Source organism: Ethanoligenens harbinense YUAN-3 (genome assembly GCF_000178115.2).
Lineage (GTDB): Bacteria > Bacillota > Clostridia > Oscillospirales > Ethanoligenentaceae > Ethanoligenens > Ethanoligenens harbinense.
In genome coordinates, this window is the sequence record NC_014828.1 from 22656 (window position 1) to 47366 (window position 24711).

The following is a 24711-nucleotide window of genomic DNA, read 5'->3' on the forward strand; positions in this document are numbered from 1 at the left end:
TACCGTTTCCACGCCGCCGGTTGAAAAACCGGCGGCGTGCCGGCTGTCCAGAGAAAAAACATACCTTTTTCTTCAAATTTATGGTATACTGTAGGGACAGGTAAACCACAGGCAGGGGGGCAATACACAAGATGACCCGTATTTATCTCATTCGTCACGCGGAGGCCGAGGGCAACCTTCGCCGCATTTTTCAGGGACATACCGACGCCGATATCAGCACCAACGGCCAGCGACAGCTCGAACGGCTGTCGGAGCGGTTCGAGCCGGTGCATCTGGACGCGCTCTACGCCAGTCCACTCAAGCGCGCGTATAAGACCGCGCAGGCGGTGGACGCCGTCCGGCATCTGCCCATCATTACGCTCGAGGGGCTGATGGAGATCAACGGCGGTTGCTGGGAGGGCAAGCCCTGGGCCAAGCTACCCGCGCTCTACCCGCAGGACAACGACGCGTGGGAAAACCGCCCGTGGGATTTCGCGCCCGCAGGCGGTGAACCCATGCGGCAGGTGTATGCCCGCATGTGGGAAACGCTCGGCGGCATCGCGCGGCGGCACCCGGGCAAAACGGTAGGCGTCGCTTCCCATGGCTGTGCCATCCGCAACTATCTTTGCCAGGCGCACGGTTGGCCCATCGAACGGCTGGGCGAGGTGGGCTGGTGCGACAACACGGCGGTCAGCATCATCGAATACCGGGAGGGCGGTCAGGTCACCATCACGATGGAGAACGACGCGTCCCATCTCGATGACGAGCTTTCCACTGTTGCCAAACAGGACTGGTGGCGGAGGAGTACCCGCGCATGAAAGTGATGGCAGTGGACTACGGCGACGCGCGTACCGGCATCGCGCTGTCCGACCCATCCGGCTTTCTGGCCAGCCCGGTCTGCGTGATCCATGAGACCGATGAGACGCAGATTTTGGCTAAAACGGCGGAGCAGGTCGCGCGCACGGGCGCGGAACGTGTGGTGGTGGGCCTGCCCAAAAACATGAACGGCACGCTCGGCCCGCGCGCCGAAAAGGCGCAGGCGTTTGCAAAAGCGCTGGAAGCTGCCTGCGGCGTGCCGGTGCTGCTGTTCGACGAGCGGCGCACCACGCTTACCGCGCAGGTGTATTTCAACGCCACCAACACACGCGGCAAAAAGCGTAAGAACAGCATCGACGCCGCTGCCGCCACCATCATTCTGCAGGATTATCTCGATTCGGTGAGGAATACACCCAATGGCAAAGCGTAAGGCCAGGCCGCCGGTGCCGCAGGCCGTTCCCCCTGCGGCGTTTCTTGCGCGTATGCGCGGCCTTCTTGGTGAAGCAGACTTTGCGGCGTTTGAAGCGGCGCAGACCGCACCGGTGCGGCGCGGTCTGCGGCTCAATCTCCTCAAGTGCCGGGATGCGTCCGCGTTTGCCCGGATTGCCGGTTTTTCGCTTTCCCCTCTCCCCTTTTCGCCCGAGGGGTTTTCTGTTGAGGGCGGCGATGTGAGCGGGCGGCATCCCTGGCACCACGCGGGCGTGTTTTATCTACAGGAGCCGTCGGCCATGTCGGCGGTGACGGCGCTCGATCCGCGGCCTGGGCAACGCGTGCTTGATCTCTGCGCCGCGCCGGGCGGCAAGTCCACCCAGATCGCCGCCCGGCTGGGTGGGCAGGGGCTGCTTGTTGCCAATGAAATCGTGCCGGGGCGGGCGAAGATCCTGCTTTCCAATCTGGAACGCTTCGGGGTGCGCAACGCCTGTGTGTACAATGAAACGCCCGAACGGCTCTGTGCGGCGTTTCCCGGTTTTTTCGACGCGGTGCTGGTGGACGCGCCCTGTTCCGGCGAGGGTATGTTCCGGCGGGAGCCTGCCGCCGCCGCGGAATGGACGCCGGAGACCCCGGCTGCCTGCGCAAGACGGCAGCGCGCCATTCTGGACTGGGCCAAAACAGCCCTGCGCCCCGGCGGCGTGCTGGTCTATTCCACCTGTACGTTCGCACCGGAGGAAAACGAGTGCGTGGTCGCCGCGTTTTTGAAAGAAAACCCCGATTTCAGCATGGAACCCATTCCATGCGCGTTCGGCCGCCCGGCGCGCCCGGATTGGGGGGGCGGAGAGCCTTCGCTGGAGCTGGCCCGCCGCATCTTTCCACAGGACGGCGGCGAGGGGCATTTTGTGGCCCGCCTGCGCATGGGCGCCGGCGCGGCGGCGGGTACAGCCCGTTTCCATGCTCAAGAGAATGGTGACGGAATGGATGACGCACAGGCGGACGTTCTGCTGCGGGCGTTTTTTGCCGAACAGTTCGGCGAGCCGCCGTATGGGCGGCCGCATGCGGCGGGCGAGGTGCTGTTTTTACTGCCGGAAGAGCTGCCGGCGTTGCCGCAGGGCCTGCGTCTGCTGCGCGCGGGAGTCTGCGCCGGGCGTATCAAAAGCGGGCGGTTCGAACCGACGCACGCGCTCTATCTGGCGGCTGCGCCGGGCGCGTGCCGCAGGGCAGTCGATCTGCCGCTTGGCGATGCGCGTCTGGCGGCGTTTCTGCATGGCGAGCAGATAGAGGCGGACGGAGCTGCCGGGTATATCGCCGTGTTGGCGGCCGGGCATGCCGTGGGGTTTGGCAAGGCGTCCGGCGGGGTGTTGAAAAACCATTATCCCCGTGCGCTTCGTACCCTGTGAGTACGTGGCGCCGTGTGCCCGGCATGTTCCATGTATCGGGTTTTGAAAACATAGATCCATCTAGGTCAGACGGATGAGGCAGGGGGTGCACCATGGACGTTTTTTTGGCGACACAACCTATATTTGACGCAGAAAACCGCGTTTTCGGGTATGAGATCCTTTATCGGGAAAACGAAACAAATACGTTTTCCGAAGAGACCGATGCCGATTTTGCCTCGGGTAACACGCTTGTGCGCTGCTTTATGGATTTTGGCCTTCCCACCCTTACCAACAATACGCGCGCTTTTGTTAATTTTACTACCGAGTTCATCAAAAATGAGGTCGCAACGCTTTTCCCCAAAGACCAGCTTGTGGTCGAAATCCTGGAAACCGTAGAAATCACCGGGGAGATTCTGGACGCCTGCCGAAAACTGAAAGCACACGGCTATCTGCTGGCGATCGACGATTTTGTCTATCAGCCCGGATATGAAAAGCTGCTTCCGCTGGTGGACATCATCAAAGTAGATTTTAAACAGTCCGGACCCGCCGAGCAGGCGGAGATCATCCGGAAATACGGGCGGCCCGGCCTGTCTTTTCTTGCGGAAAAAGTGGAAACACAGGAGGAACACGACCGTGCGCTGAAGCAGGGATACGCATATTTCCAAGGGTACTTTTATGCCAGGCCGTCCATCAACCGCGCCAAGAAGCTGACACCTTACAGTCAGACCCGCATACGGCTGATCAATCTGCTCAACGAACCGGAACCCGATTTCCGGCAGATTGCCGGTTTGGTGGAGACAGACATTGCGTTCTCCTATGAGATCCTGCGTCTGGTCAATTCGGCTTACTACAGCCCGGCCAAACCCATCACATCCATTTCGTTTGCCATTTCGGTGCTGGGCATAGAAGAGCTGCGCAAGTGGCTGTATATCGTTTTCATATCCGGCCTGCAGGAAAACCAGCCGGGCGAATTGGTGCGGACCAGTCTGCTGCGCGGAAAAGTCATGGAAAATCTCGCGGAAGCGGCCGGGCGTCCGCACCAGAAAAGCACCATGATGACCATCGGCATGTTCTCCTTGCTGGATGTACTGCTGGAGCGCCCCATGGCGGAGGCCATTGAGGGCCTTCATTTTCCGGAAGAGATCAAAAACGCCTTGATCGGTTCCGGAGGGGAAGATTTTCTGCATAGCTGCGAGGAGGTTGCCATCTGCTATGAGCACGGCGTTTGGCAGAAGGCCACACAGCAGGCCGGACGGATCGGCATCACGCCCCAGATGCTGCAGACAGCCTACGCCAACGCTGTCAAATGGATGGAGACGTTCTATCTGTAAAATACGCGCCGGGCGGTGCGTGTGGGTTGCGCCGCGGCGCCTGTTTGTGTTAAAATAAAAGCATTGTCCGCCGTGCGGAGAAACCACAAATGTACTCCGTGAGGATAACGGGAGGGATTTTCCAATGTCAGGCCATTCCAAGTGGAAAAATATCATGCACAAAAAGGAGAAGAGCGATGCGCAGCGCGCAAAGATCTTCACCAAGATCGGGCGCGAAATCGCGGTGGTCGTCAAACAGGGCGGCGCGGACCCGAATTCCAACTCCAAGCTGTATGATTTGATCGTGAAGGCAAAAGCCAATAATGTGCCCAACGACAATATAGACCGGATCATCAAAAAAGCGGCCGGCGGCCAGGAAAAGGACGATTATGAAGACATCGTCTATGAGGGCTACGGGCCGTGCGGCGTTGCGGTGGTGGTGCAGACTCTCACCGACAACCGCAACCGCACCGCCGGCGACCTGCGGCACTATTTTGATAAATTCGGCGGCAACCTCGGGCAGACCGGCTGTGTGGGCTGGATGTTCCAGGAAAAAGGCGTAATCGTGCTCGAGAAGGCTTCCGTCAACGAAGACAAACTGATGGAAGACTGCCTGGAAGCCGGCGCGGTGGATTTTAACTCGGACGAGGAAGTGTTCGAGGTGTTCACCGACCCGTCCGAGCTGCCCGGCGTGCGGGGGGCCCTGTCGCAAAAAGGATATGAGTTCCTTTCCGCCCAGGAGGAGCGCATCCCGGCCAACTATGTGCGCATCGACGGCGAGGATGACCGCAAAAAGATGGAAAACCTGCTCGACGCCCTCGAGGACGACGATGATGTCCAGAACGTCTGGCACAACTGGGAAAACGATGAGTAAGGGAACGATTTCACATAGAAAAGCCTCCCGGCGTGCGGTACCGCATACCGGGAGGTTTTTTTGCGGCCGAAACCGCCGGATAAAAGTTTCGGCCGTTCAGGTCAGCCGCACGACGATCCGGTGCAGAACATCCACGGCGTCTTCCAGGTTTGCCGAGGCATCCTTGATGTGGTGATACACCTCCCGCTGCCGGAGAGCGTGCATGGGGTCGTTGCTCTTGAATACGATCGTCATGCCGTCCTGATATAGCTGCTCGATCGCGATATGGGTATCCCGCATTTTGGAAAAATCCTCTTCCGATTTGGAGGGATTCCCCTCCAGATCTTTGGCCGAGCGGTAAAAGATGGCCGTCCCATCCTTCAGTTTTCCGACCATGCGGGTGATGGTATCGTTTGGCTTGACACCGTAAGCCCTCATGGAAAGCAGCGTGGATTTGGTATACTGGATGACTTTGTCCATTGCCGATGAAAGCGAATAGATGTCCACCCGGTCGAACGGCGTGGCAAACGCTTCGATCAGGCTCTTTTCCAGGAGTCTGCGGGCGGTGTCCGATTCTTTCACATGACCGAGCAGGGCGTCGCTGTCGGCCTCGGAACCGCTGTCCAGCCAGCGGGCAAGCGTCTCGACTGCCAGCTCGTTGATATTGGCCTGCCTGTCGATCATTTCATAAAAATGATATTTAACCGGAAACAGCCTGTCCAGGATATTTCGTGCATCCATGTTTTGCGCGCCTCCCTGCATCACTTGAATATGAACGCGAACAACGCATAGATCGACGCGGAGACTGCGGCGGACAGCGGGATGGTAATAACCCAGGCCACGATGATGTCTTTCACGATTGCCCAGTGAACCATCCGGTATTCATCCGCGGCGCCAACGCCCATCACGCTTCCCACCACGACATGTGTGGTGGAAACGGGCGCGCCGAATGCGGTGGCCAGCAGGATGGAGCCCACCGACGCCAGCTGTGAGTTTAGGCTGTGGATGGGGCGGATGTTGTAGATGCCCCGGCCGACCGTTTTCATAATGCTCCAGCCGCCCAGCATGGTGCCGATGAACATGACCGTCCCGCCGCAGATGCGCACCCACAGCGGCGCCGTGCTGATGACCGTTCCGCCGCCTGCGGCCAGCGCCAATGTGAACAGCCCGATGATCTTCTGGGTGTCGTTCGCCCCGTGGCTGAAAGCCAGGCAGGCCGCGATCGCCCATTGTATCCGCCGGATCCGGGTGTTGATGGAGAACCTGGCGTTCCGCAGCAGCAGGTTCATCACTTTTTCAAGAACGAAAGCGAGGGCAAAGCCAAGCAAAGGGGAAAAAAGCAGTGCCGCAACGATCTCTGCAATCCCGGTGAGTTGGTGGCTTGCGCCGGTCAGCTCGTTCCAGCCCCACAGCACATGCCGATAGCCGGAAGAAACAAGGACGGCGCCGATGATGCCGCCGACCAGCGCATGCGTGGAGCTGGAGGGCAGGCCCAGTCTCCAGGTAATCAGGTTCCATGCGGCTGCGCCGAGGATGGCGGCCAGCAGGACGGGCAACAGCGCGGTGTTTGCCGGCAGGTCGATCACCTTGGAGATCGTACTCGCCACCTGGCTTCCCCCGAAAACCGCGCCGAGCAGCCCGAAAGCGGAAGCCAGGCCGATCGCCTGCTTGGGGGTGGCGGCGTCGCAGACGATAAAGGTGGCCACGACGGAGCTCGCGTCGTGGAGGCCGTTGGTCAATGCGAAAACCAGACCGATTGCAAAGACCAGAAACAAAATCAGGGATACATGGACGGCTATCATCCTGCTCACTCCCATATGGATTTTCCGCGCCGGGCATAAGAGATCCGGGCACTTCCCGCGCGTTTTGTATCCTTCAGGCATGCGGGGCATTTTGCCGCATCGGAACCATATGCGGGGTCAGGCGCGTTTTTCGGAACGGGGTCATACAGTCCGGCCCTCATATTCCGCCGCCCTCTGCGTGCCGGCATGAGCAAACATCCGGCACCGTTCTTACTGTCGGGTAGGGTAGGGTTCCTGCCCTGACGGCAGGCGGACACGGGGGCGCAAGGCCGCTTTTCGTTCACATTATATGCCAAATATCGACAGTTGAACAGCTTTTTGGGGGAAACGCGGAAGCCTGTTCGGTCTGCGGATCAAAAGCGGCCTTTCCCCTTGCCCGCGAAAAAGGCGGTTTGGGTCATGCTTTCTGCGGCGGCGCGGCTGCCGTGCCGCTCTGCCGTTTTGAGAAGACACAGCCGCAGAAATTCTGGCGGTAGAGGCCATATGTTTCGGAGAGCCGGATAGAGCGCAGATAACCCCCGCGTTTTTTGAAATCGGCCGCCAGATACGGCACGCCCCAGCGCCGTGCGCACGCTTCCCCGATTTCGGCCAGAGCCTGTGCGTTTTTATGCGGGCTGACCGAAAGTGTGGTGGTGAAATAATCGAATCCGCCGGCTTTGGCGGCTCGAGCGGTTGCTTCAAGCCGCAGGCGGAAACAGACCGCACAACGCGCGCCTCCTTCCGGTTCGTTTTCCAGTCCGCGCGCGGCTTCCAGAAAACGCTCCGGAGCATAGTGGCTTTCCAGAAACCCCACCGGGTGTGGGACGGGCAGAGCGGCGATCAGCCGTTTTTGTTCCGCCAGCCGTTTTTCATATTCTTCTTTGGGGGCGATGTTCGGGTTTTCATAAAAAACGGTGATTTCAAAATGCGAGGCCAGATATTCCAGCACATAGCTGCTGCACGGCGCGCAGCAGCTATGCAGCAGCAGGCGCGGCGTTTGGTGCGCGCGGGCAAGCGCGTCCAGCGTCTGATCCATCTGTTTTTGATAATTGGGCTTTTGCATCAGAGGCTCCCTTCAGAGGAGGTCGGCGGAGCCGAAGGTCGCGGCATAGAAATGATTGACCGGGCCGTGCCCGTGCCCAAGGGTTTCGGCGTGGGCGATCGCCTCGGAAATGTAGGTTTTAGCGACACGCACGGCGTCGGGCAGAGGCTTGCCGTTTGCCAGCGCCGCCGCCACGGCGGAGGAAAATGTGCAGCCGGTGCCGTGCGTGTTCCGGGTGGCAACGCGGGGCTGCGGCAGCAGCAGAAAATCCCGGCCGTCGAAAAAAACATCCACGGCGTCGCCGTCGAGATGCCCGCCCTTCACCACTACGGCCCGAGCACCGAGAGCAATCAGATCAACGGCGGCGGTGCGCATGTCCTCCACGGTGCGGACCTCGCGCCCGGTCAGCACCGTGGTTTCCGGCAGGTTTGGGGTGATCAGCGCGGCCAGCGGCAGCAGTTGCCGGGTGAGCGCGTGCACGGCGGCAGGGTCCAGAAGCGCGTGTCCGCTGGTGGATACCATCACCGGGTCCAGCACCACCGGCACGCCGGGGTGTTTGCGCAGTTCGCCCGCAATAGCGGAGATGACGTCCGCGTCGGCCGTCATGCCGATCTTCACGGCGTCTACCCGGATGTCTTCAAATAAGCAGCCGATCTGGGCGGCCACCAGACCGGGCTTCAGGGCCTGCGCCTCGCGCACGCCGCAGGTGTTCTGCACGGTCGCCGCCGTGATGGCGCTCATGCCGTATACGCCAAATGCCGCAAACGTTTTCAAATCGGCTTGAATGCCGGCGCCGCCGCTCGGGTCCGAGCCGGCGATCGTGAGCGCGTGCCGCAATCCAATCGTCCCTTTCCTTGTCACGGGGCCGCTTTTCCGCCCTGTGTGAAATTGTTTTCAGTATAAAAGCCCGCCTGGCGTTTGTCAAGAACGGGTGGCTTGGCACCTCCCTGTTCATAAAAAATCCATATTACAATGTCAAAAAAGTGCCGGAGGGATGAAAGAGCTTTGTTATAAATTGACAAAACGGAGAGATTTTTGTTTTAATAATAGAAAGGGTGATGGTATGAACAATGGGAAGCCTGTGCGCGTACCGCGCCAGACCCGCAGCTTGGCAACAAAAGGGAAATTGCTGGCCGCGGCTAAGGAACTTTTTTGTGAAGTTGGATATTATAAGACCACCGCGAACGCGATCGCCAGAAAGGCGGGCACGGCGGTGGGTAGCTTTTACGCTTATTTTCCGGATAAAGAAGCCGTTTTTGCGGAACTGATGGAGCGACTTTGCCAGCGCCTGCGCACGGTGCTGGAACAATGCGCGAAGCAGCTGCGCCAGCCCGACTTCGACCCGAAAGTGTGGATAGCGCAAATGGCGAGGCAATCGGTGGAGGTCTACGTGAGCGAGCCGAAATTTTCCCCGCAGATCGCCGTTCTGTATTATAACAGGGAACCGCGTGTGACCGCCATGATGCAGCGCGAGCAGTCGTTCATTCAGCAGATGATCCGCAGCTATTTCGCCCTGGCGGGAGACAGCCTCAGCATTCGGGACCCGGAGGTGTCGGCTGTTGTTGTGCAGAAGATCCTGATCCAGCTTCCCGAAAAGGTTTTATACGATTGGGAAAATATCGGGCAGGAAGAGATCATCAACGCCACGATTGATTTGCTGCAGCGGTATCTCACCAACTACCATAAATCTTAAAGGTTTCCGTTTTGAGACAAGGCCGGGTTTAAAGCGCGCGCAGGTCCACCTGCCGTTCGAACAGGCGCAGGGCGTCCGCGCCTGTTTCCCACTCCGGCCAGACCCGCGCCACCTCGCGCCAGAAAGCCGGGGAATGATCGTGATGACGGATGTGTGCCAGCTCATGCGCCACCACATAGTCCACGGCGGGCGGCGGCGCGCAGAGCAGCCGCCAGGAGAAGCGCAGGCGGTTGTCTTTGCCGCATGAGCCCCAGCGTGAACGCGCGCTGCCCACAGTCAGGCTTGGGTAGGACAGACCCGCCTGTTTAGCAAAAAAGGCCGCGCGGGCGAGCAGCCGTTCTTCAGCCCGCGCGGTGAAAAAGGCGGCCGCGGCCCGCGCGGGGTCCCGGGATGGCAGATAAAACGCATTGCCGTCCCAGACCGGCGGGTCCGGGAGGTCGGCGTCTTCCCGCGCAGCGACGGGATATGGCCTGCCCAGATACCACAGGGTGCCGCCCGGCTCCGCCGCCGCGCAGGCGCGCTGCGCGGCGCGTTCGCGCATGCGTTTGCGTGCGCTCTCGACCCAGCGCTGCTTTTCACACAGGAACGATTCGATGGCGGCGGCAGGCATCCGCTGCGGGGCGCGGACGATGACCTCCCCATCCTGCCTGATCTGGATGGCAACGGTTTTGCGTGTGCTGCGCACCAGTGTGTAGGGTATCTGCGCCATGTTTGAGCCTCCGTCCGCCTGCCCGGCATTTTTATACAGTATACAACGGCACACCTGTTTTGCCAAACGGTCGCGGTTTTGCGTTTTTCGTGGTACAATACGATTGTGTACGGGAATCCGCCGTGCGCGGCCCGTCTGAACGTGCGCGCGGCAAAGGACGAGGGGGGGCTTTATCATGGAAGAATATCAGGAAATGAGCCGCAGGCTCCAGAAAGCTACGGCGGAAGGGCGCCTTCAGGATGAGATCGACGCTATCCGCGCATCCGGCTCTGAGAAGGAGAAACAGCAGTTGGACATGTTGCTCCACCCGGAAAATTATCCGCCGGTGGTGCGGCTGGAGGACTGCATGTGTTCGACGGACCATCAGGCGGCCTGCGAGGTCAGCTGCCTGTTCGAGGCCATCGGCCGCGACCGGGACGGCAAGCTGGTCATCACGGGGGACTGCGTGGGCTGCGGGCAGTGCGTGGAGCGGTGTGAGCAAAAAGCGCTGGCCGGGCGCAAGGACCTCATCCCGCTGCTTAAGCTGCTCCGGGAGCGCAGCACCCCGGTCTATGCTATGATTGCTCCGGCGTTTTCGGGGCAGTTCACCGCCGAGGTCACGTCCGGCCGGCTGCGCACAGCGTTTAAGCGGCTGGGGTTCTACGGCATGATCGAAGTGGCGCTGTTCGCAGATATCCTTACCCTCAAGGAAGCGCTGGAGTTCGACCAGACGATTCAAAGCGATGAAGATTTCATGCTCACCAGCTGTTGCTGCCCCATGTGGGTGGCGCTCATCAAAAAAGGGTTCAGTGAGCTCATTCCCCATGTGCCGCCGTCGGTTTCCCCCATGGTGGCCTGTGGGCGCACCATCAAGAAAATACACCCCGAGGCCAAGACGGTCTTCATCGGCCCGTGCATCGCCAAAAAGGCCGAGGCGCGCCAGCCCGACGTGGCCGATGCCGTGGATTTTGTCCTGACCTTTGACGAGGTGGGCCAGATGTTTGCGGACGCGGAACTCGACCTGCCCAATCTGCCCGAAGACATGAGCGACCACTCCTCCACAGCCGGACGTATCTACGCGCGCACCGGCGGCGTGAGCCAGGCGGTGCAGGCAACGCTCGACCGCCTGCGCCCCGACCATAAGATCCCGCTGCGGGCTATCCAGGCCGACGGCATCGTGGCCTGCAAACAGCTGCTGGCCGATCTCAAGGACGGTAAGATCAAAGCTAATTTCATGGAAGGCATGGGCTGTAAGGGCGGCTGTGTGGGCGGGCCCAAATCGCTGTTGCCAAAAGAAGAGGCGACCGGGCATGTCAACGCCTACGGCGAGCAGGCCGGCTACGCCACACCGGCCGACAACCCCTATGTGCTGGAGATTTTGCGACGACTGGGATTCGATACCATCGAAAGCCTGCTCGAGCGGGACAATACCTTTATCCGCGAGTTTTAACAAAAACCGGTGCGTCGGGATGTTCCCGCCGCGCCGGTTTCGGCATCTGTAGGAGAGAGACAAAACACCATGAAAAACAGAAAATAGCTCCGGGCTCTTCTCATCCTGGCCGCGGCGGTGTGTGTCGCCGCAGGAGCTTTTGCGGCGGGCCTGCTCCATTTGGGGACGGGCGGCGCGTCCTCACGGGGAGCGTCTTCCTCGCAGGCGGCGGGTTCTTCTTCACAACAAGCCTCTTCTTCACAGTCCGCCAGAATATGGGCGACTACACGACCATGATCGGCACCTATCTGGTGGATCAGCACAACGGCATTCTCTATAAACAAAACACCGTAAGCGGACAGTATGAACGGCAGTCGTTCCGTGCGGAGATGTGATGGACGGATTTCCGTAAAAGTTTTCCTGTTTAGCACGGAAAAATGTGTATTGACTAAAATCTCACAAGGGTTATAATGAAAAGAGTGGCGGATTTCCGGCGCGCGCGGTATGGCGCGCGCCGCGCCCAAACCCTCTTTGCGGGCAGCGCGCCCGCCCGACCGAAGCCCGTTTGCCGGGCAAACAAAACTGGAGGTTATACGATTGAACAGCAGGGTTTACAATTTTTCCGCCGGCCCGTCCATGTTGCCGGAGCCGGTGCTCTCACGCGCCGCAAGCGAGATGCTCAACTATCAGGGCTCAGGCCAGTCCGTGATGGAGATGTCACACCGGTCAAAAGTTTTTGATGGCATCATCGTGCGGTGCGAGGAGCTGCTGCGCAAAGTATTGGGCATTCCGTCAAACTACAAAGTCCTGTTTTTGCAGGGCGGCGCTTCCAGTCAGTTCGCCATGATCCCGCTCAACCTGATGAACGGCAGCGGCAAGGCCGATTATATCCTCACCGGCCAGTGGGCCACCAAAGCACAGAAAGAGGCCGCGCGCTATGGCGATGCGCGTGTTGTCGCCTCCTCGAAAGATAAGACGTTCACCTACATTCCCAAAACGACTGCCGCCGACTTCGATCCGGAAGCGGATTACGCCTATATCTGCATGAACAACACCATCTACGGCACCAAATACGCCGAGCTGCCGGACACCGGCAAGGTGCCGCTGGTCGCGGACGTGTCCTCCTGCATCCTCTCCGAGCCGCTGGATGTGTCCAAATTCGGTCTGGTTTTCGCGGGCGCGCAGAAAAACATGGGCCCGGCCGGCCTGACCGTCGTCATCGTCCGCGAGGATCTCATCGGCCACGCGCGTGATATCACCCCCACCATGTTCAACTACCAGACCCATGCCGACAACCGTTCCCTGTTCAACACCCCGCCGTGCTATGCCATCTATATCTGCATGCTGGTGCTGGAGTGGCTGGAGGAACTGGGCGGTCTGGAGGAAATGGCCAAGATCAACCGCAAAAAGGCGGGCATCCTGTATGATTTCCTCGACAATTCCAAGCTGTTCCGCGGCACGGTGGAAAAGGAATACCGTTCGCTGATGAACGTGCCGTTTGTCACCGGCAGCGACGAGCTGGACAAAAAGGCCGTCAAAGAAGCCGAAGCGGAAGGCTTCATCAACATCAAGGGCCACCGCACGGTGGGCGGCCTGCGCGCGAGCATCTACAACGCCATGCCGCTCGAGGGCGTGGAGAAACTGGTGGATTTCCTGGGCCGGTTCGAAAAAGCCAACAGCTGACCGGCTCCCGATAGAGAGGGGTTCTGGCAATGTATCAAATCAAGACCATCAACAAGATTTCCCCGTCGGGCCTCACGCGTTTTGCGCCCGGCGAATTCCAATATGGCGACGAGATCGAAAACCCGGATGCGTTCATCGTGCGTTCCGCTTCGCTGCACGAAGTGGAACTGCCCGCTTCGCTCAAAGCCATCGCGCGCGCCGGCGCCGGCGTGAACAACATCCCGGTGGACAAATGCAGCGAAGAAGGCATCGTGGTATTCAATACGCCGGGCGCCAACGCCAACGGCGTGAAGGAGCTGCTGATTGCCGCGCTTATCCTGTCTTCACGCAATGTGCTTGATGCGGTGGCTTGGGCCAAAACGCTCAAGGGCCAGGGCGCGGATGTGCCCAAGCTGGTTGAAAAAGGCAAGAAACAGTTCGTCGGTCCCGAGATCGCGGGCAAGAAGCTGGGTGTGATCGGTTTGGGCGCCATCGGCGTCAAGGTGGCCAACGCCGCGCACGCGCTGGGCATGGAGGTCTACGGTTACGATCCGTATCTGTCGGTGGAAGCGGCGTGGGGCATCTCCCAGGGCATCCATCACGCGGCCAGCCTGAACGTCATCTACGAGCAGTGCGATTACATCACCATTCACGTGCCGCTCACGCCCGAAACGCGCGGCACCTTCAACGCGGAATCCATCGCCGCCATGAAGAAAGGCGTGCGTCTGTTCAACCTCGCGCGCGGCGAGCTGGCCGTTCCGGCGGACATCGTCGAGGCGCTCAAGTCCGGCCAGGTGGCGTCTTATGTGGTGGATTTCCCGTGCGACGAGCTGCTGGATGTGCCGGGCGTCATCCCCATCCCGCATTTGGGTGCGTCCACGCCGGAATCCGAGGATAACTGCGCAGCTATGGCGGCGGACGAACTCATTGCGCTCCTCAAGACCGGCGCCATCCGCAATTCCATCAATTTCCCGAACGTGGATATGCCGCTTTCTTCGCCTGCACGCGTGACCGTCATCCATAAAAACGTGCCGAACATGCTCTCGCAGATTACGGCTTGCTTCGCCAACGCGGGCATCAATATTGACAACATCATCGACAAGTCCAAAAAAGAGATGGCCTACACCATCATCGATGCGGCGGACAAAAAACTGGATGCCGTGGCCGACGCCCTGCGCGCCGTGGACGGCGTTATCCGCGTACGCGTCATCTAACAGAACCGATCGCTCCGCAGTGGGCAGCCCGCCGCGGCATTGAAAAAACAGCCCTTTTCCGATTACCGGAAAAGGGCTGTTTTTGGCGCGCCAAAAACGCAAATCAACGCATCATATATTGTGCGTTCTGAACCAGTTCGCCCATGGCATGAAGCGCGCGGTTGGCGTTTTTCCGCACGTTGTTGCGCTTACGGCGGTCCATCGGCCAGCCGGCAATCATGCCTACGGCGGCTCCTGCCACTACCCCGGCGATGATGCCCTTGGTTACATTGGACATGGAATGCTGTGTCATGGTGTGTTCCCTTCCCTTTCCGAACCTTGCCGATATTTAAACGGTTGTACGCCTGCGGGAATCGGCCTGTGCAGGGTGCCGACTGAGACTTCAAAGCAAGCCCGGTTGCTTTGAATCGTTAGTAGTTTCCCCCATGTTTGTGAAAACATGATTTCTATTTGCTGGAAGCGCGCGCAACAAAAACGGCGGTGTTCCACGTGGAACACCGCCGTTTCGCCTGCACCTTTATTTTGCCGCCACGCCGGTGAGATTGTACCCGCCGGTGGCATAGAAGACAAAATGGTCGATACCTGCGGCTTTCAGGGCGGAGACCTCGGCGTTGACCGTATCCGCCGTAACGGTGCCGCTGCCGCTCACCGTACCCGCCTGGATAAACGGCACCATGTCGCCATATTTGGACGCATTCAACGTTTTCAGGCCCTGTGCGGCAGCGGAAACAGCCGCGCCGAAATCGCTGATCGGATTTGGAAGAGCGGTGCCGCCCACGGTCAGCCCGTCCAGGGAAACCGGTGTGAGCAGCGGGCTGACCGTATCCGCGCCGTAGCCGAACGGATCTTGATCCTGCCCCAGACTCGCCTGCCCGCTGCCGACCGCCGCGTTTGCCGGCAGCACCAGTGTGACGGTGCCGCCCGTGGTGTGGACTTTTTGCGTGACCGCCGCTACAAAGCTCTGGAGAGCGCTTTCCTTGGACGGCAGGTTGTCGCCGTACCATACGTGGTTCTGTGCGCCGGACGGGAACTGCACATTGTCCAGGTAAATCTGCTTGAAGCCCATGGAGGCTGCCTCGGCCGCCAGGTCGGTAAGATATTGCACTGTGGTGGCGGAATAGGGATTGAGCCAGCGGTTCCCGCTTTCATCCAGCCAGTTGGTGCTGTGGTTGCCGGCGTATTTCACCGCGGCATCCCGCATCACGGTGGGGGCCAGCGGGTCCTTGAAACAGCTGATACGCGCGGCGGGGGTCATCCCGCTTTGGGTGATGGCCTGCGCGATGGCGGCGCCGTCCAGCGCGCCCGAGGCAACGATGCCGTTGTTCTGCACCTCACTGATCTTGGACGCGTAGTGCAGAACACCGTCATCGCTTTTGAGCTCGGCAATGGCTGTGGTGACCCCTGCGCTTTTGGCGGCCTGCAGGGTCTGGCTGATGGTTGCGGTGGTGAGCGTGCCGCCCGGCAGGTAAATGCCACGCATGGCTGTGGCCGCTGCGGAAGAGGTTGAACCCGAGGAGGAGGACGGCTTGGAAGCGGCGTGGGATGCGGAGGATACGTGGGAAGCCGCACTTTCCACGGTCTTTCCCGCATCGCCTTTCAGTACCCGCTGCAGGGGCACATAGATATTCCAGCCGATGAAGACCAGTGCGGCGACCGCCACCACGATCAGAGCAGTCATGAGCGGGTTGCTCCCGCCCCGTTTGTGTCGCCGCCCGCTGGGATCGAATTGATAACGTTTTCTTGCCACTTTTATGCACCTCGTTTTGCACACGCCGATGCTGCGGACCATGTGCGCCTGTCCTGTATATTTTCACCGCGAAAAAGGCCCGTGACGATAGTTTCTCCTTGTTCGGAACGTGTATGCTCTGCCGTCCGCAATTGCGGAGGCAGGGCCGCGTTTTCAGGTATGAAAAAGCCGCCGAAAGGATAGCCTGACCGGGACGTGCACCCTGCGCGCGCGGATGGCTCTCCGGGCTTTTTTCCCATCCTTTATTCACCTCTTGCACACCGCCGCAAATTCAAATTATAATGTAGTAAGGATTTTTACAGAACATTGCGGTATGTGCCGGGGAGCAAGGGCCTGCCGCATTTCCGGCCGTTTGTCATCCCCTGATACAACGGATACGGTTCTTCTTGCCCAAATATGACGCGTGGGAGGCGATTTTGCCTGCATGAATATCGAAAAACTGTCGCCGGACAAACTGCGTGTGACCCTTGAAAGCGCGGAACTCGACCGGTATGACCTTGATTATATCTCCATCAGCAACGAAAGTCCCGGCACACAGCGGATGCTCAAGGATATTCTGCTGGCGGCGTTTTCATCGGTGGGTTTCTCCACCAAAGGGAGCCGCCTGTTCATTGAGGTGCTGCCCGGCAAAAATGAAGGGTGCGTACTTTACCTGACCAAAGTGGAAGAAACTCACAGCGGCGCCGGAGGGGATGCGCCCGCTCCGCGCAGGGCCAAAACCTCCCACGGCGGATATTTGCTTGCCTGCCATACGCTGGAAGACCTCATCGGCGCGGTAGGCCGCTTTACCGAATACCCCGATATCCCGTTGCACCGCAGCGCCCTCTACAGTCTGAACGGCGAATACCATCTGGCGTTTTCACCGGTGCGTTTCGGGTTGGACCATGCCAGGATGCGGGCGTTGTTGGCCGAACTGTCTGAATACGGGCAGGCCGAAGAAGCGACACCCCTGCGCGAAGCCGTTCTGGCCGAGCACGGCAGCACCATCCAGCAGGATCGCGCCGTTGAGCAGTTCATTCGTTATTTCCAGTAAGGCATGAAAAAGCTGTCCGCCGTCCGCTCCCGCGCTTTCCGGCGCGAGGGCGGTTTTTTATGCGCGCAACGTGCGGATAGCCGCAGCCATATCCGCTGCGCCGAAAACGGCACTGCCGGCTACCAGCACGTTTGCGCCGCTCTGCACCGCGTTCACAGCGGTCTGGGCGTTAATGCCGCCGTCCACCTCGATGTCCAACGCAAGGCCGCGGCGCGCGCATTCCTGCCGGATGGCGGCGGCCTTCCGCAGCGTTTCCGGGATGAGTTTCTGCCCGCCGAAACCGGGTTCCACCGTCATCACCAGCACCATGGAAAGCTGGTCGAGAAATGGGAAGACCGTTTCGGCCGGCGTGCCGGGCTTGACGGAAAGCGCCGCGCCCACGCCCGCTTCGTGCAGGCGGTTGAGCAGCGCCTGCGGCTGTTTGCAGGCTTCGATGTGCAGGGTGACGCTGTCCGCCCCCGCGTCCAGAAACGCGCCGAGCAGCGAGCCGGGGTCGTCCATCATCAGGTGCACGTCAAACGGTAGAGGGGTGCAGCCGCGCAGCGCGCGCACCACCGGAGGGCCGAACGTGAGGTTCGGCACAAAATGCCCGTCCATCACGTCAATGTGGACCAGATCGGCCCCGGCCGCCTCGATCTTCTGCAGTTCTTCCCCCAGACATGAAAAGTCTGCGGAGAGGATGGACGGTGCGATTTTTACCATAATAAAAGTCTCATTTCTGTGCGCCTGTTTTCAGCCGGCCGCAGCCGGATGCCCGCCGATTTTTATTCTAAACCACTCATCTGCAAAGGTCAACAGGTTATTGGGCGCGGAAGCCGCCGCTTTCCCGTAAAACCGGGCCGTTTTTGCCTGTTGGGCCGTCTTCCCTTCTCTGCCGGCCGGGTGCCGGGAGGGGGACACGCCGCATAAACTGAACTAAGGAGGGCGGCAAAATCCGTGGGCGGGCCGTTCCGGTGGCGGCGCAGCCGCCTATGCGCGGCCGGAACGGTGCTCCCGCGAGGAGCAGCCTGCCCGCTTTATATAGAACGCCAGAGGCCGTCCGGGTATCCCCCGGGCGGCTTCTGGCGTTTTGAACGGGTAAGGCGCTCAGAGCGCGGCAGCCACCTCCGCCAGCCTTTTCAGTTCCTCCGGGATAGCAAGGTGCTGCGGGCATTTGCTCAGGCAGGCGCCGCAGGCGATGCAGGCGTCGTATTTTTTGTCCAGCATGCCCCAACGGCGCACGCGGCCGGGATTGGGGCCGAATCGCTGGAACCCGTTGTAAAAATCGAAGTTGCCCGGGATGTCCACACCCGCCGGGCAGGGCATGCAGTAGCGGCAGCCGGTGCAGGCGATATGGGGAATGCGTTCCAGCTCCGCCACTGTCTGCGCGAGAGCGGAGCGCTCTCGTTCGTCCAGTGGGTCGAACGGCGAGCAGGTCCGCAGATTGTCGCGTACCTGCTCCGGGTCGGACATGCCGCTGAGAATGACGTTCACGCCCGGTCGGGAGCCGACGAACCGCAGCGCCCAGCTCGCCAGCGAGCGTCCGGGCGTGGTCTGTCTGAGCGGCCCGGCGGCCACTTCCGGCAGCGCGGCCAGGTCGCCGCCGCGCACCGGCTCCATCACCACGGTGAACAACCCGCGCTGCTCCAGCATGTCGCAGAGCTCGCCTGCGCGCTGGCCCTTTTCGTCCAGATAATTATACTGGATCTGGGCGAAATCCCAGTCGTATGCGTCGAGGATCTCGCGGAACAGCTCCGGTGTGTCGTGGAAGGAAAACCCAATGTAGCGGATCTTCCCCTGCGCGCGTTTTTCCTCGGCAAAGCGCAGCATATCCAGCCGCTTGACGGCGGACCAGTTGTTCACGGTCATCGAATGCATCAGATAAAAATCAATATATTCCAGCCCCAGACGTTCCAGTTGTTCATTGAAGATGCGCTCGAGGTCGTCCCGGGTCTTCGGCAGCCAGACGGGCATTTTGTCCGCCACATAAAAGCTTGCGCGCGGGTGCTTTTTCAGGATGGAGCCCATCACGCCCTCAGACTTTCCGCCGTGGTAAACATAGGCCGTGTCGAAATAGTTTACGCCCGCGTCGTATGCGGCGTCGAGCATCCGCTCAGTCTCGGCATAATCGATGGCGCCGTCTTTCTGCGGCAGGCGCATGCAGCCGAATCCGAGCAGTGAAGTTTTGATTCCCGTTTTTTGGGTGGTCCGCATTTCCATAAAAAGCCCTCCGTTTCCATCAAGCCAAACAATTTCCATCGGTATTGTAGCGCAGATTTCGGTAAAAAACAATCGACGGTGCGCATGTGGCAAAGAATCCCGAAAAAAAGGAGGGAAAACGGGTAAAAATATGGTACAATACAACTGTTGCGCGGCAAACGGATCAAAACGGGGAGGAAACACCGGGAAACCGGCGCGCTCTCTGCGCAAAAGGTCGCGCGGAGTTTGGAAAGGAAGCGGAAATGAACCGATCTGTGAAGGAAGTCTATGATGTGCTCATCGTGGGCAGCGGGGCGGCCGGCCTGCACGCCGCGCTCAGCCTGGACGCCGGATTTTCGGTGCTGGTGCTGAGCAAGGATGCGGCCGATGTCTGCAACAGCGCCTATGCGCAGGGTGGTGTAGCCGCAGTGCTCAACCCGCAGGAAGACAACGAGGAGCTGCATTTTCAGGATACGATGATCGCCGGGGGCCATCGCAACGATCCCGCCGCCGTGCGCGTGCTGGTGCATGAGGGCCCCGCCAGTGTGCTGGAGCTGCGCGAGCTGGGTGTGGCGTTCGACACCGGACGGGACGGCGCGCTTGACCTCACGTTGGAGGGCGGGCACTCCCGCCGCCGCATCGCCCATCACGAGGATCAGACCGGCGCGGAGATCGTGCGCGGCCTGCTGGCGGCGCTTGCCGGGCGGCCGAACATCTCCCTTGCGGCCGACACCGTGCTCACCCGGCTGGAAAAGGACGCGGGCGGTTTCCACGCGCTCATCGAGCAGGGTGGCGCGTTCGCTACCGTGAACGCCCGGTTCTGCATCCTGGCCACCGGCGGCATCGGCCGGGTGTTTCGCTATACCACCAACTCCCCCGTCGCCACCGGCGACGGCATCGTGTTCGCGGAAAAACTGGGCGCGCGCATCAAGGGGATGAACCTGGTGCAGTTCCATCCGACGGCGCTCGCGCGCGGACCCGAAGAACGGTTTCTCATCTCCGAGTCGGTGCGGGGCGAGGGGGCAAAACTGCTCAACAGCCGCGGCGAACGCTTCATGCAGCGCTACGACGGCCGCGGCGAGCTTGCCCCGCGGGACGTGGTCTCCCGCTGCATCATGGAGGAGGCCCGCCGGACCGGCAGCAACGAGTTCTATCTCGACATCACGGCCGAGCCGGCCGATTTTGTGCGCGGCCGCTTCCCGGCCATTTACCGCAAATGCATGGAATATGGCATTGACATGACCAAGGACCGTATCCCGGTCTACCCCTGCCAGCACTACCTGATGGGCGGCATCGACGTGGATCTGAACGCCCGCACCACGGTGGACGGGCTGTATGCCGTGGGTGAGTGTTCCCACACCGGAGTGCACGGCGCCAACCGGCTGGCCAGCAATTCGCTGCTGGAGGCGCTGGTGTTTTCGCGACGTGCCGCGGCGGACATTCTTGCCGCTGGCCATGCTCCCGCCGAGGTGCGCCCGTTGACGCCCGCCCAGGGTAAGCCCGCGCCCGTGGAGCTGCGCGAAACCATTCAGGGAATGGTGCAGGAAAGTTTTTTTGTTACGGCCAATTTGGAAAAGGCGCGTGAAAATCTGCCGCGTGTCGAGGCCATCGCGCGGCAGATGGAAGACGGCTACGCCGATTCGCGCGGGCTGACAGAGCTACGCAGCCTGGCCGGTGTGGCGGCCCTGATTCTCAAGGAGGTGCTTTCCGCATGATTCTGCCCATGCATTACGACGAGGTCATTCTGCGCGGACTCAAAGAGGACATCAATTACATTGACGTGACCACCGACAACCTCATCCCGGAGGAGCAGCAGTCGGGCGCCGTGTTTCTGGCGAAGGAGGACGGCGTGCTCTGCGGGCTGGACGTGGCCCTGCGCACGCTGCGCCTGTTGGATGCCGGGGTGACGGCGGAGGTGCTCCGCAAAGACGGCGACATGTTGCAAAAGGGCGAGATCATCGCGCGCGTGCACGGCAACACCCGCGCGCTGCTCAAGGGCGAGCGCACGGCGCTCAATCTGCTTCAGCACCTGTCGGGCATTGCCACCGCCACCGCGCGCGCCGTGCAAACGGTGGAGGGCACCTGCGCCAGCGTCTGCGACACCCGCAAGACCCTGCCGGGCCTGCGCGTGCTCGAAAAATATGCCGTGACGGTGGGCGGCGGAAAAAACCACCGCTTCAACCTGTCGGACGCCGCGCTCATCAAGGACAATCACGTCGATGCGGCGGGCGGCATTGGCAAGGCGGTGGCCACGCTGCGCGCGCGCGTGGGGCACACGGTCAAAATCGAGGTGGAGACCCGGGATCTCAAGGAGCTTGCGGACGCGCTGGCCGCGGGGGCGGACATCATCATGCTCGACAACATGAGCCTGGAGGACATGCGCGAGGCTGTGCGCGTCACGGCGGGGCGTGTGCCGCTGGAGGCTTCCGGCGGCGTCACGCAGGAGACTCTGCGCGGCATTGCGGAAACCGGCGTGAATCTCATTTCCATCGGCGCCCTTACCCACTCGGTGAAAGCGCTGGACATCTCCATGAAGCTGCGGGACTGAACCGCGCGTTTCCCCAAATGAAGACATCGGCCCGTGCGCGGGGGCGTGATTGTAAAATTTCACAAAGTCCATACAAAGTTCTTGAAATTTCGACACGATAGCGTTAATATATAAATATATAAAAAGTGCATATTGTAAATAGCAAACTTGTCGAAAGGCAGGGGCGCAAAGCTACGGGTCTAATGCTTCCGTTCGGAAGCGATGATCGCCGGGTTGCCATTTGTACATAGAATGAGAACAGGTACCGTGGCAATGGGTTTGTCGGGTATCTGTTTTTTATTTGCACAAATTTGGGCGGACAACATGCGCTTCCACTTATTTGCAAACAAAGTGAACGGATCATTTTGCGAAAACAAATACTGGGAGTTGAATGAGTCATGAAAAACAGATTGGTAAAGGTAGTCGGCGTGGTTTGCGCCGTCGGGTTCTTTGCGGTGTTCGACTGCGGGCTGGCGTTGGAAGCGGCGGCGTCCGCCGTTTCCACGGCGAGCCTCTCGTCGGTCGCCATTCAGGAAGACGGCCCGCAGTCCGTGTCCGGCGGCAGTTATGCCGCGTCGCGCTACACCGTTCCCCATGCGGGAGCAAGCGCCGTTCGGCTGTATGGCGCATCGAACATCCCGTCTTCCTACGACCTGCGCGCGCAGAACAAGGTCACGTCCGTAAAAAACCAGGGCAGCGAAGGCGACTGCTGGGCCTATGCCGCGATGGGTTCGTTGGAATCGACTCTCAAGCCCGCGGAAGACGATACGTTTTCCGAAAGCGCGCTGGAAAGCAACTCCGGGTTCGACTTGGGGGTAAACGCCGGCGGCAACGATCAGATGTCCACAGCCTATCTGGCGCGGTGGAGCGGCCCGGTGAACCAGAGCGGGACTTCCGGCGTGCAGAAGCATGTGCAGAATGTGGACTGGCTGCCCGGCAGGTCGGGCTATGGCGACACAACGGCCGATAACGCCATCAAACAGGAGCTCCTGGCCGGTACGGCGGTGACCGCTTCGCTCTATTACGGCAGCGGATATTATACAAGCGGCACCAGCAGCTATTATTATAACGGCAGCTCCGTCCCCAATCATGAAATCGATGTGGTGGGCTGGGACGACAATTATCCCGCCGCCAATTTTGCCGGGAGCTCGGCCGGCACCCCCGCGCACAACGGCGCGTTTCTTTGCCAAAACAGCTGGGGCACCGGCTGGGGCGCAAACGGTTATTTCTATGTGTCGTATGACGACACCGCGTTCGGCCGGGATGGCTGCGCCGCATTCAACGATGCGGAATCCACCGGCAATTACAGTGAGGTCTATCAGTATGACCCGCTGGGGTTCACGGCTTCCACACCGGGCAGCTCCGGTGTGCAGTGGATGGCCAATGTGTTTAAAGCCGAAGACAGCAACAGCCTTACCGCCGTTAGTTTTTACACGCTTTCCCCGTCGATGGGGTATCAGATTTATGTGATCCCACAATACACGAGCTCGCTGAGCAGTGATACGCGCACGTTGGTGGCCTCGGGCACCGAATCGTCGGCCGGATACCACACGGTATCGTTTTCCTCTTCCGTGGCGCTCACACAGGGCAGTTCGTTTGCGGTGGAGGTGCGGTTTACCACCAGCGGCGCCTCGATTCCGCTGGAAATGCCGATCAGCGGCTATTCCAGCAAGGCTACCGCTTCCTCCGGGCAGAGCTATATCTCTTACGACGGAAACGGATGGGCGGATACGACCCAGGCCTTCGGGCTTTCAAACATCAACGTCTGCTTGAAGGCATTTACCAAAGCGCCCGCCTCCGGCAGCAGTTCATCCGGCAGCAGCTCGTCCGGCAGCTCATCCAGCAGCGGTTCGTCCGGCAGCAGCTCGCTGGGCGGCGCTTCCTCTTTGGGATCTTCCGTCAAGCCGAATCCCTCCCTTCCCGCGAAAATCGCGGTGGACAGCCCATCCGATTCCATGCAGTACGGCAATGTGACGGTGTCCGGCTGGGCACTGAGCGGATGGGGCATCACCCGGATCGATATGTACCTTGACCTTGGCACCCCCTGGCAGAAGGGCGGGTACTCCACCAAAGCGGTCAACAGCCGGCCGGATGTGCAGGCTGTCATGGATCCCCAAAACCAGTATCCGAACAGCGCCACCAGCGGCTACAGTCTGACCATCCCCGCGGGCGACCTGACGGTGGGCCGGCACACCGTCTATGTGGCGGCCATCGCAAACGACGGGTCGGTGGACTGGGCCGTGCGCGGTTTCTGGGTCGGCCCGTCGGCTGCCGGCAATCTGGACAGCCCGGCAGATACCGTCAACTGCGGCGATGTGACGGTGTCCGGCTGGGCGCTCAACCACGCGGGGATGAATCGTGTGGATGTCTACGTGGATCTCGGCACGGCGCAGCAGAAATTTTATTCCACGCTGGTGAACATACCCCGCCCCGATGTGAAGACGATCATCGATCCCTACGGGCATTATATCGGCAGTACCACCAGCGGTTACAGTCTGACTATTCCGGCGGAAGACCTGACGGCGGGCCGGCATACGGTGAATGTGGCGGCCATCGGGAATGACGGCACGGTGCAGTGGTTTGTGCGTGGATTTACGGTTGGGCCGGATGCCGCCGGCAATCTGGACAGCCCTTCCAATTCCATGCAGTACGGCAATGTGACGGTATCCGGCTGGGCGCTCAACCACGCGGGCATCCAGCGTGTGGATGTCTATGTGGATCTCTACACGGCGCAGCAGCAGTTTTACAGCACATCGGCCCACCTGTCCCGGCCGGATGTGCGGGCGGTTGTCGATCCCTGCGGGCGGTATATTGGCAGTACCAACAGCGGTTTCAGCCTGACCATTCCGGCGAGCGCTCTGACGGCGGGCCGGCATACGGTGAATGTGGCGGCAATCGGGAACGACGGCACGGTGCAGTGGTTTGTGGGCAGCTTTAACCACTGATTT

Annotated in this window: 22 protein-coding genes and 1 riboswitch; of the genes, 13 read left to right on the forward strand and 9 right to left on the reverse strand. The window is 60.3% G+C overall.

Features of this window, described 5'->3' with window-relative positions; translation table 11 throughout:
* Positions 1-131: 131 nt before the first annotated feature.
* The 5 genes from ETHHA_RS00110 (at position 132) to ETHHA_RS00130 (ending at position 4790) form a co-directional block, all read left to right on the forward strand.
* The gene (locus tag ETHHA_RS00110) at positions 132-797 is read left to right on the forward strand and encodes a histidine phosphatase family protein (protein WP_013483992.1); all 666 of its coding nucleotides are present in this window, start codon (positions 132-134) and stop codon (positions 795-797) included.
* Entirely contained in the window at positions 794-1225 is a 432-nt protein-coding gene (gene ruvX / locus ETHHA_RS00115) for a Holliday junction resolvase RuvX (protein ID WP_013483993.1), read from the forward strand. Before ETHHA_RS00110 ends, ruvX begins: the two co-directional genes overlap by 4 nt.
* A complete protein-coding gene (locus ETHHA_RS00120; RefSeq protein ID WP_013483994.1) occupies positions 1212-2627 on the forward strand; it encodes an RsmB/NOP family class I SAM-dependent RNA methyltransferase in 1416 nt (471 codons plus the stop codon). Before ruvX ends, ETHHA_RS00120 begins: the two co-directional genes overlap by 14 nt.
* A gap of 92 nt (positions 2628-2719) precedes the next feature.
* A complete protein-coding gene (locus tag ETHHA_RS00125; protein ID WP_013483995.1) occupies positions 2720-3937 on the forward strand; it encodes an EAL and HDOD domain-containing protein in 1218 nt (405 codons plus the stop codon).
* 124 nt (positions 3938-4061) lie between these two features.
* Positions 4062-4790, forward strand: a complete 729-nt coding sequence (locus ETHHA_RS00130; protein ID WP_013483996.1) for a YebC/PmpR family DNA-binding transcriptional regulator — start codon at positions 4062-4064, stop codon at positions 4788-4790.
* A gap of 96 nt (positions 4791-4886) precedes the next feature.
* Here ETHHA_RS00130 and ETHHA_RS00135 read toward each other — a convergent pair whose 3' ends face one another.
* From ETHHA_RS00135 to thiD, 4 genes are all read right to left on the reverse strand, one after another.
* Positions 4887-5510 (reverse strand): DUF47 domain-containing protein, encoded by a 624-nt coding sequence (locus ETHHA_RS00135; RefSeq protein ID WP_013483997.1) that lies wholly within the window; start codon positions 5508-5510, stop codon positions 4887-4889.
* Between the two features lie 20 nt (positions 5511-5530).
* Positions 5531-6571, reverse strand: coding sequence for an inorganic phosphate transporter (locus tag ETHHA_RS00140; RefSeq protein WP_013483998.1), 1041 nt, complete (start codon positions 6569-6571; stop codon positions 5531-5533).
* Positions 6572-6968: 397 nt separating this feature from the next.
* Entirely contained in the window at positions 6969-7613 is a 645-nt protein-coding gene (locus ETHHA_RS00145; protein WP_013483999.1) for an epoxyqueuosine reductase QueH, read from the reverse strand.
* Between the two features lie 12 nt (positions 7614-7625).
* Entirely contained in the window at positions 7626-8429 is an 804-nt protein-coding gene (thiD, locus tag ETHHA_RS00150) for a bifunctional hydroxymethylpyrimidine kinase/phosphomethylpyrimidine kinase (protein WP_013484000.1), read from the reverse strand.
* A gap of 226 nt (positions 8430-8655) precedes the next feature.
* On the opposite strand from thiD, the gene ETHHA_RS14160 reads away from it, so the two are divergent.
* On the forward strand, positions 8656-9285 hold the full coding sequence (locus ETHHA_RS14160) for a TetR/AcrR family transcriptional regulator (RefSeq protein WP_013484001.1): 630 nt from the start codon (positions 8656-8658) through the stop codon (positions 9283-9285).
* 28 nt (positions 9286-9313) lie between these two features.
* Here ETHHA_RS14160 and ETHHA_RS14165 read toward each other — a convergent pair whose 3' ends face one another.
* A complete protein-coding gene (locus ETHHA_RS14165; protein ID WP_013484002.1) occupies positions 9314-9994 on the reverse strand; it encodes a M48 family metallopeptidase in 681 nt (226 codons plus the stop codon).
* A gap of 175 nt (positions 9995-10169) precedes the next feature.
* On the opposite strand from ETHHA_RS14165, the gene ETHHA_RS00165 reads away from it, so the two are divergent.
* The 3 genes from ETHHA_RS00165 to ETHHA_RS00175 all read left to right on the forward strand — a co-directional run bounded on the left by ETHHA_RS00165 (position 10170) and on the right by ETHHA_RS00175 (position 14278).
* A complete protein-coding gene (locus tag ETHHA_RS00165) occupies positions 10170-11423 on the forward strand; it encodes a [Fe-Fe] hydrogenase large subunit C-terminal domain-containing protein (protein ID WP_013484003.1) in 1254 nt (417 codons plus the stop codon).
* A 576-nt stretch (positions 11424-11999) separates the two neighbouring features.
* A complete protein-coding gene (serC, locus tag ETHHA_RS00170) occupies positions 12000-13085 on the forward strand; it encodes a 3-phosphoserine/phosphohydroxythreonine transaminase (protein WP_013484004.1) in 1086 nt (361 codons plus the stop codon).
* A 29-nt stretch (positions 13086-13114) separates the two neighbouring features.
* Entirely contained in the window at positions 13115-14278 is a 1164-nt protein-coding gene (locus ETHHA_RS00175; protein WP_013484005.1) for a phosphoglycerate dehydrogenase, read from the forward strand.
* Between the two features lie 103 nt (positions 14279-14381).
* Here ETHHA_RS00175 and ETHHA_RS00180 read toward each other — a convergent pair whose 3' ends face one another.
* The gene (locus tag ETHHA_RS00180; protein WP_013484006.1) at positions 14382-14570 is read right to left on the reverse strand and encodes a hypothetical protein; all 189 of its coding nucleotides are present in this window, start codon (positions 14568-14570) and stop codon (positions 14382-14384) included.
* A gap of 225 nt (positions 14571-14795) precedes the next feature.
* Entirely contained in the window at positions 14796-16025 is a 1230-nt protein-coding gene (locus ETHHA_RS00185) for a putative glycoside hydrolase (protein ID WP_159033339.1), read from the reverse strand.
* A gap of 424 nt (positions 16026-16449) precedes the next feature.
* On the opposite strand from ETHHA_RS00185, the gene ETHHA_RS00190 reads away from it, so the two are divergent.
* Positions 16450-17058: an adaptor protein MecA gene (locus ETHHA_RS00190; RefSeq protein WP_013484008.1), complete on the forward strand. Its 609-nt coding sequence runs from the start codon at positions 16450-16452 to the stop codon at positions 17056-17058.
* A 57-nt stretch (positions 17059-17115) separates the two neighbouring features.
* Here ETHHA_RS00190 and rpe read toward each other — a convergent pair whose 3' ends face one another.
* A complete protein-coding gene (gene rpe, locus ETHHA_RS00195) occupies positions 17116-17760 on the reverse strand; it encodes a ribulose-phosphate 3-epimerase (protein WP_013484009.1) in 645 nt (214 codons plus the stop codon).
* A 384-nt stretch (positions 17761-18144) separates the two neighbouring features.
* Entirely contained in the window at positions 18145-19257 is a 1113-nt protein-coding gene (locus ETHHA_RS00200) for an aldo/keto reductase (RefSeq protein WP_013484010.1), read from the reverse strand.
* A 242-nt stretch (positions 19258-19499) separates the two neighbouring features.
* Here ETHHA_RS00200 and ETHHA_RS00205 point away from each other — a divergent pair, with 242 nt between their 5' ends.
* The 3 genes from ETHHA_RS00205 to ETHHA_RS14170 all read left to right on the forward strand — a co-directional run bounded on the left by ETHHA_RS00205 (position 19500) and on the right by ETHHA_RS14170 (position 24708).
* On the forward strand, positions 19500-20951 hold the full coding sequence (locus ETHHA_RS00205; protein ID WP_013484011.1) for an L-aspartate oxidase: 1452 nt from the start codon (positions 19500-19502) through the stop codon (positions 20949-20951).
* The gene (nadC, locus tag ETHHA_RS00210; protein WP_013484012.1) at positions 20948-21784 is read left to right on the forward strand and encodes a carboxylating nicotinate-nucleotide diphosphorylase; all 837 of its coding nucleotides are present in this window, start codon (positions 20948-20950) and stop codon (positions 21782-21784) included. Before ETHHA_RS00205 ends, nadC begins: the two co-directional genes overlap by 4 nt.
* A 130-nt stretch (positions 21785-21914) precedes the next feature.
* A riboswitch (cyclic di-GMP riboswitch) is annotated at positions 21915-22005 on the forward strand.
* Between the two features lie 156 nt (positions 22006-22161).
* A complete protein-coding gene (locus ETHHA_RS14170; protein ID WP_013484013.1) occupies positions 22162-24708 on the forward strand; it encodes a lectin like domain-containing protein in 2547 nt (848 codons plus the stop codon).
* The last annotated feature ends 3 nt before the right edge of the window (positions 24709-24711 follow it).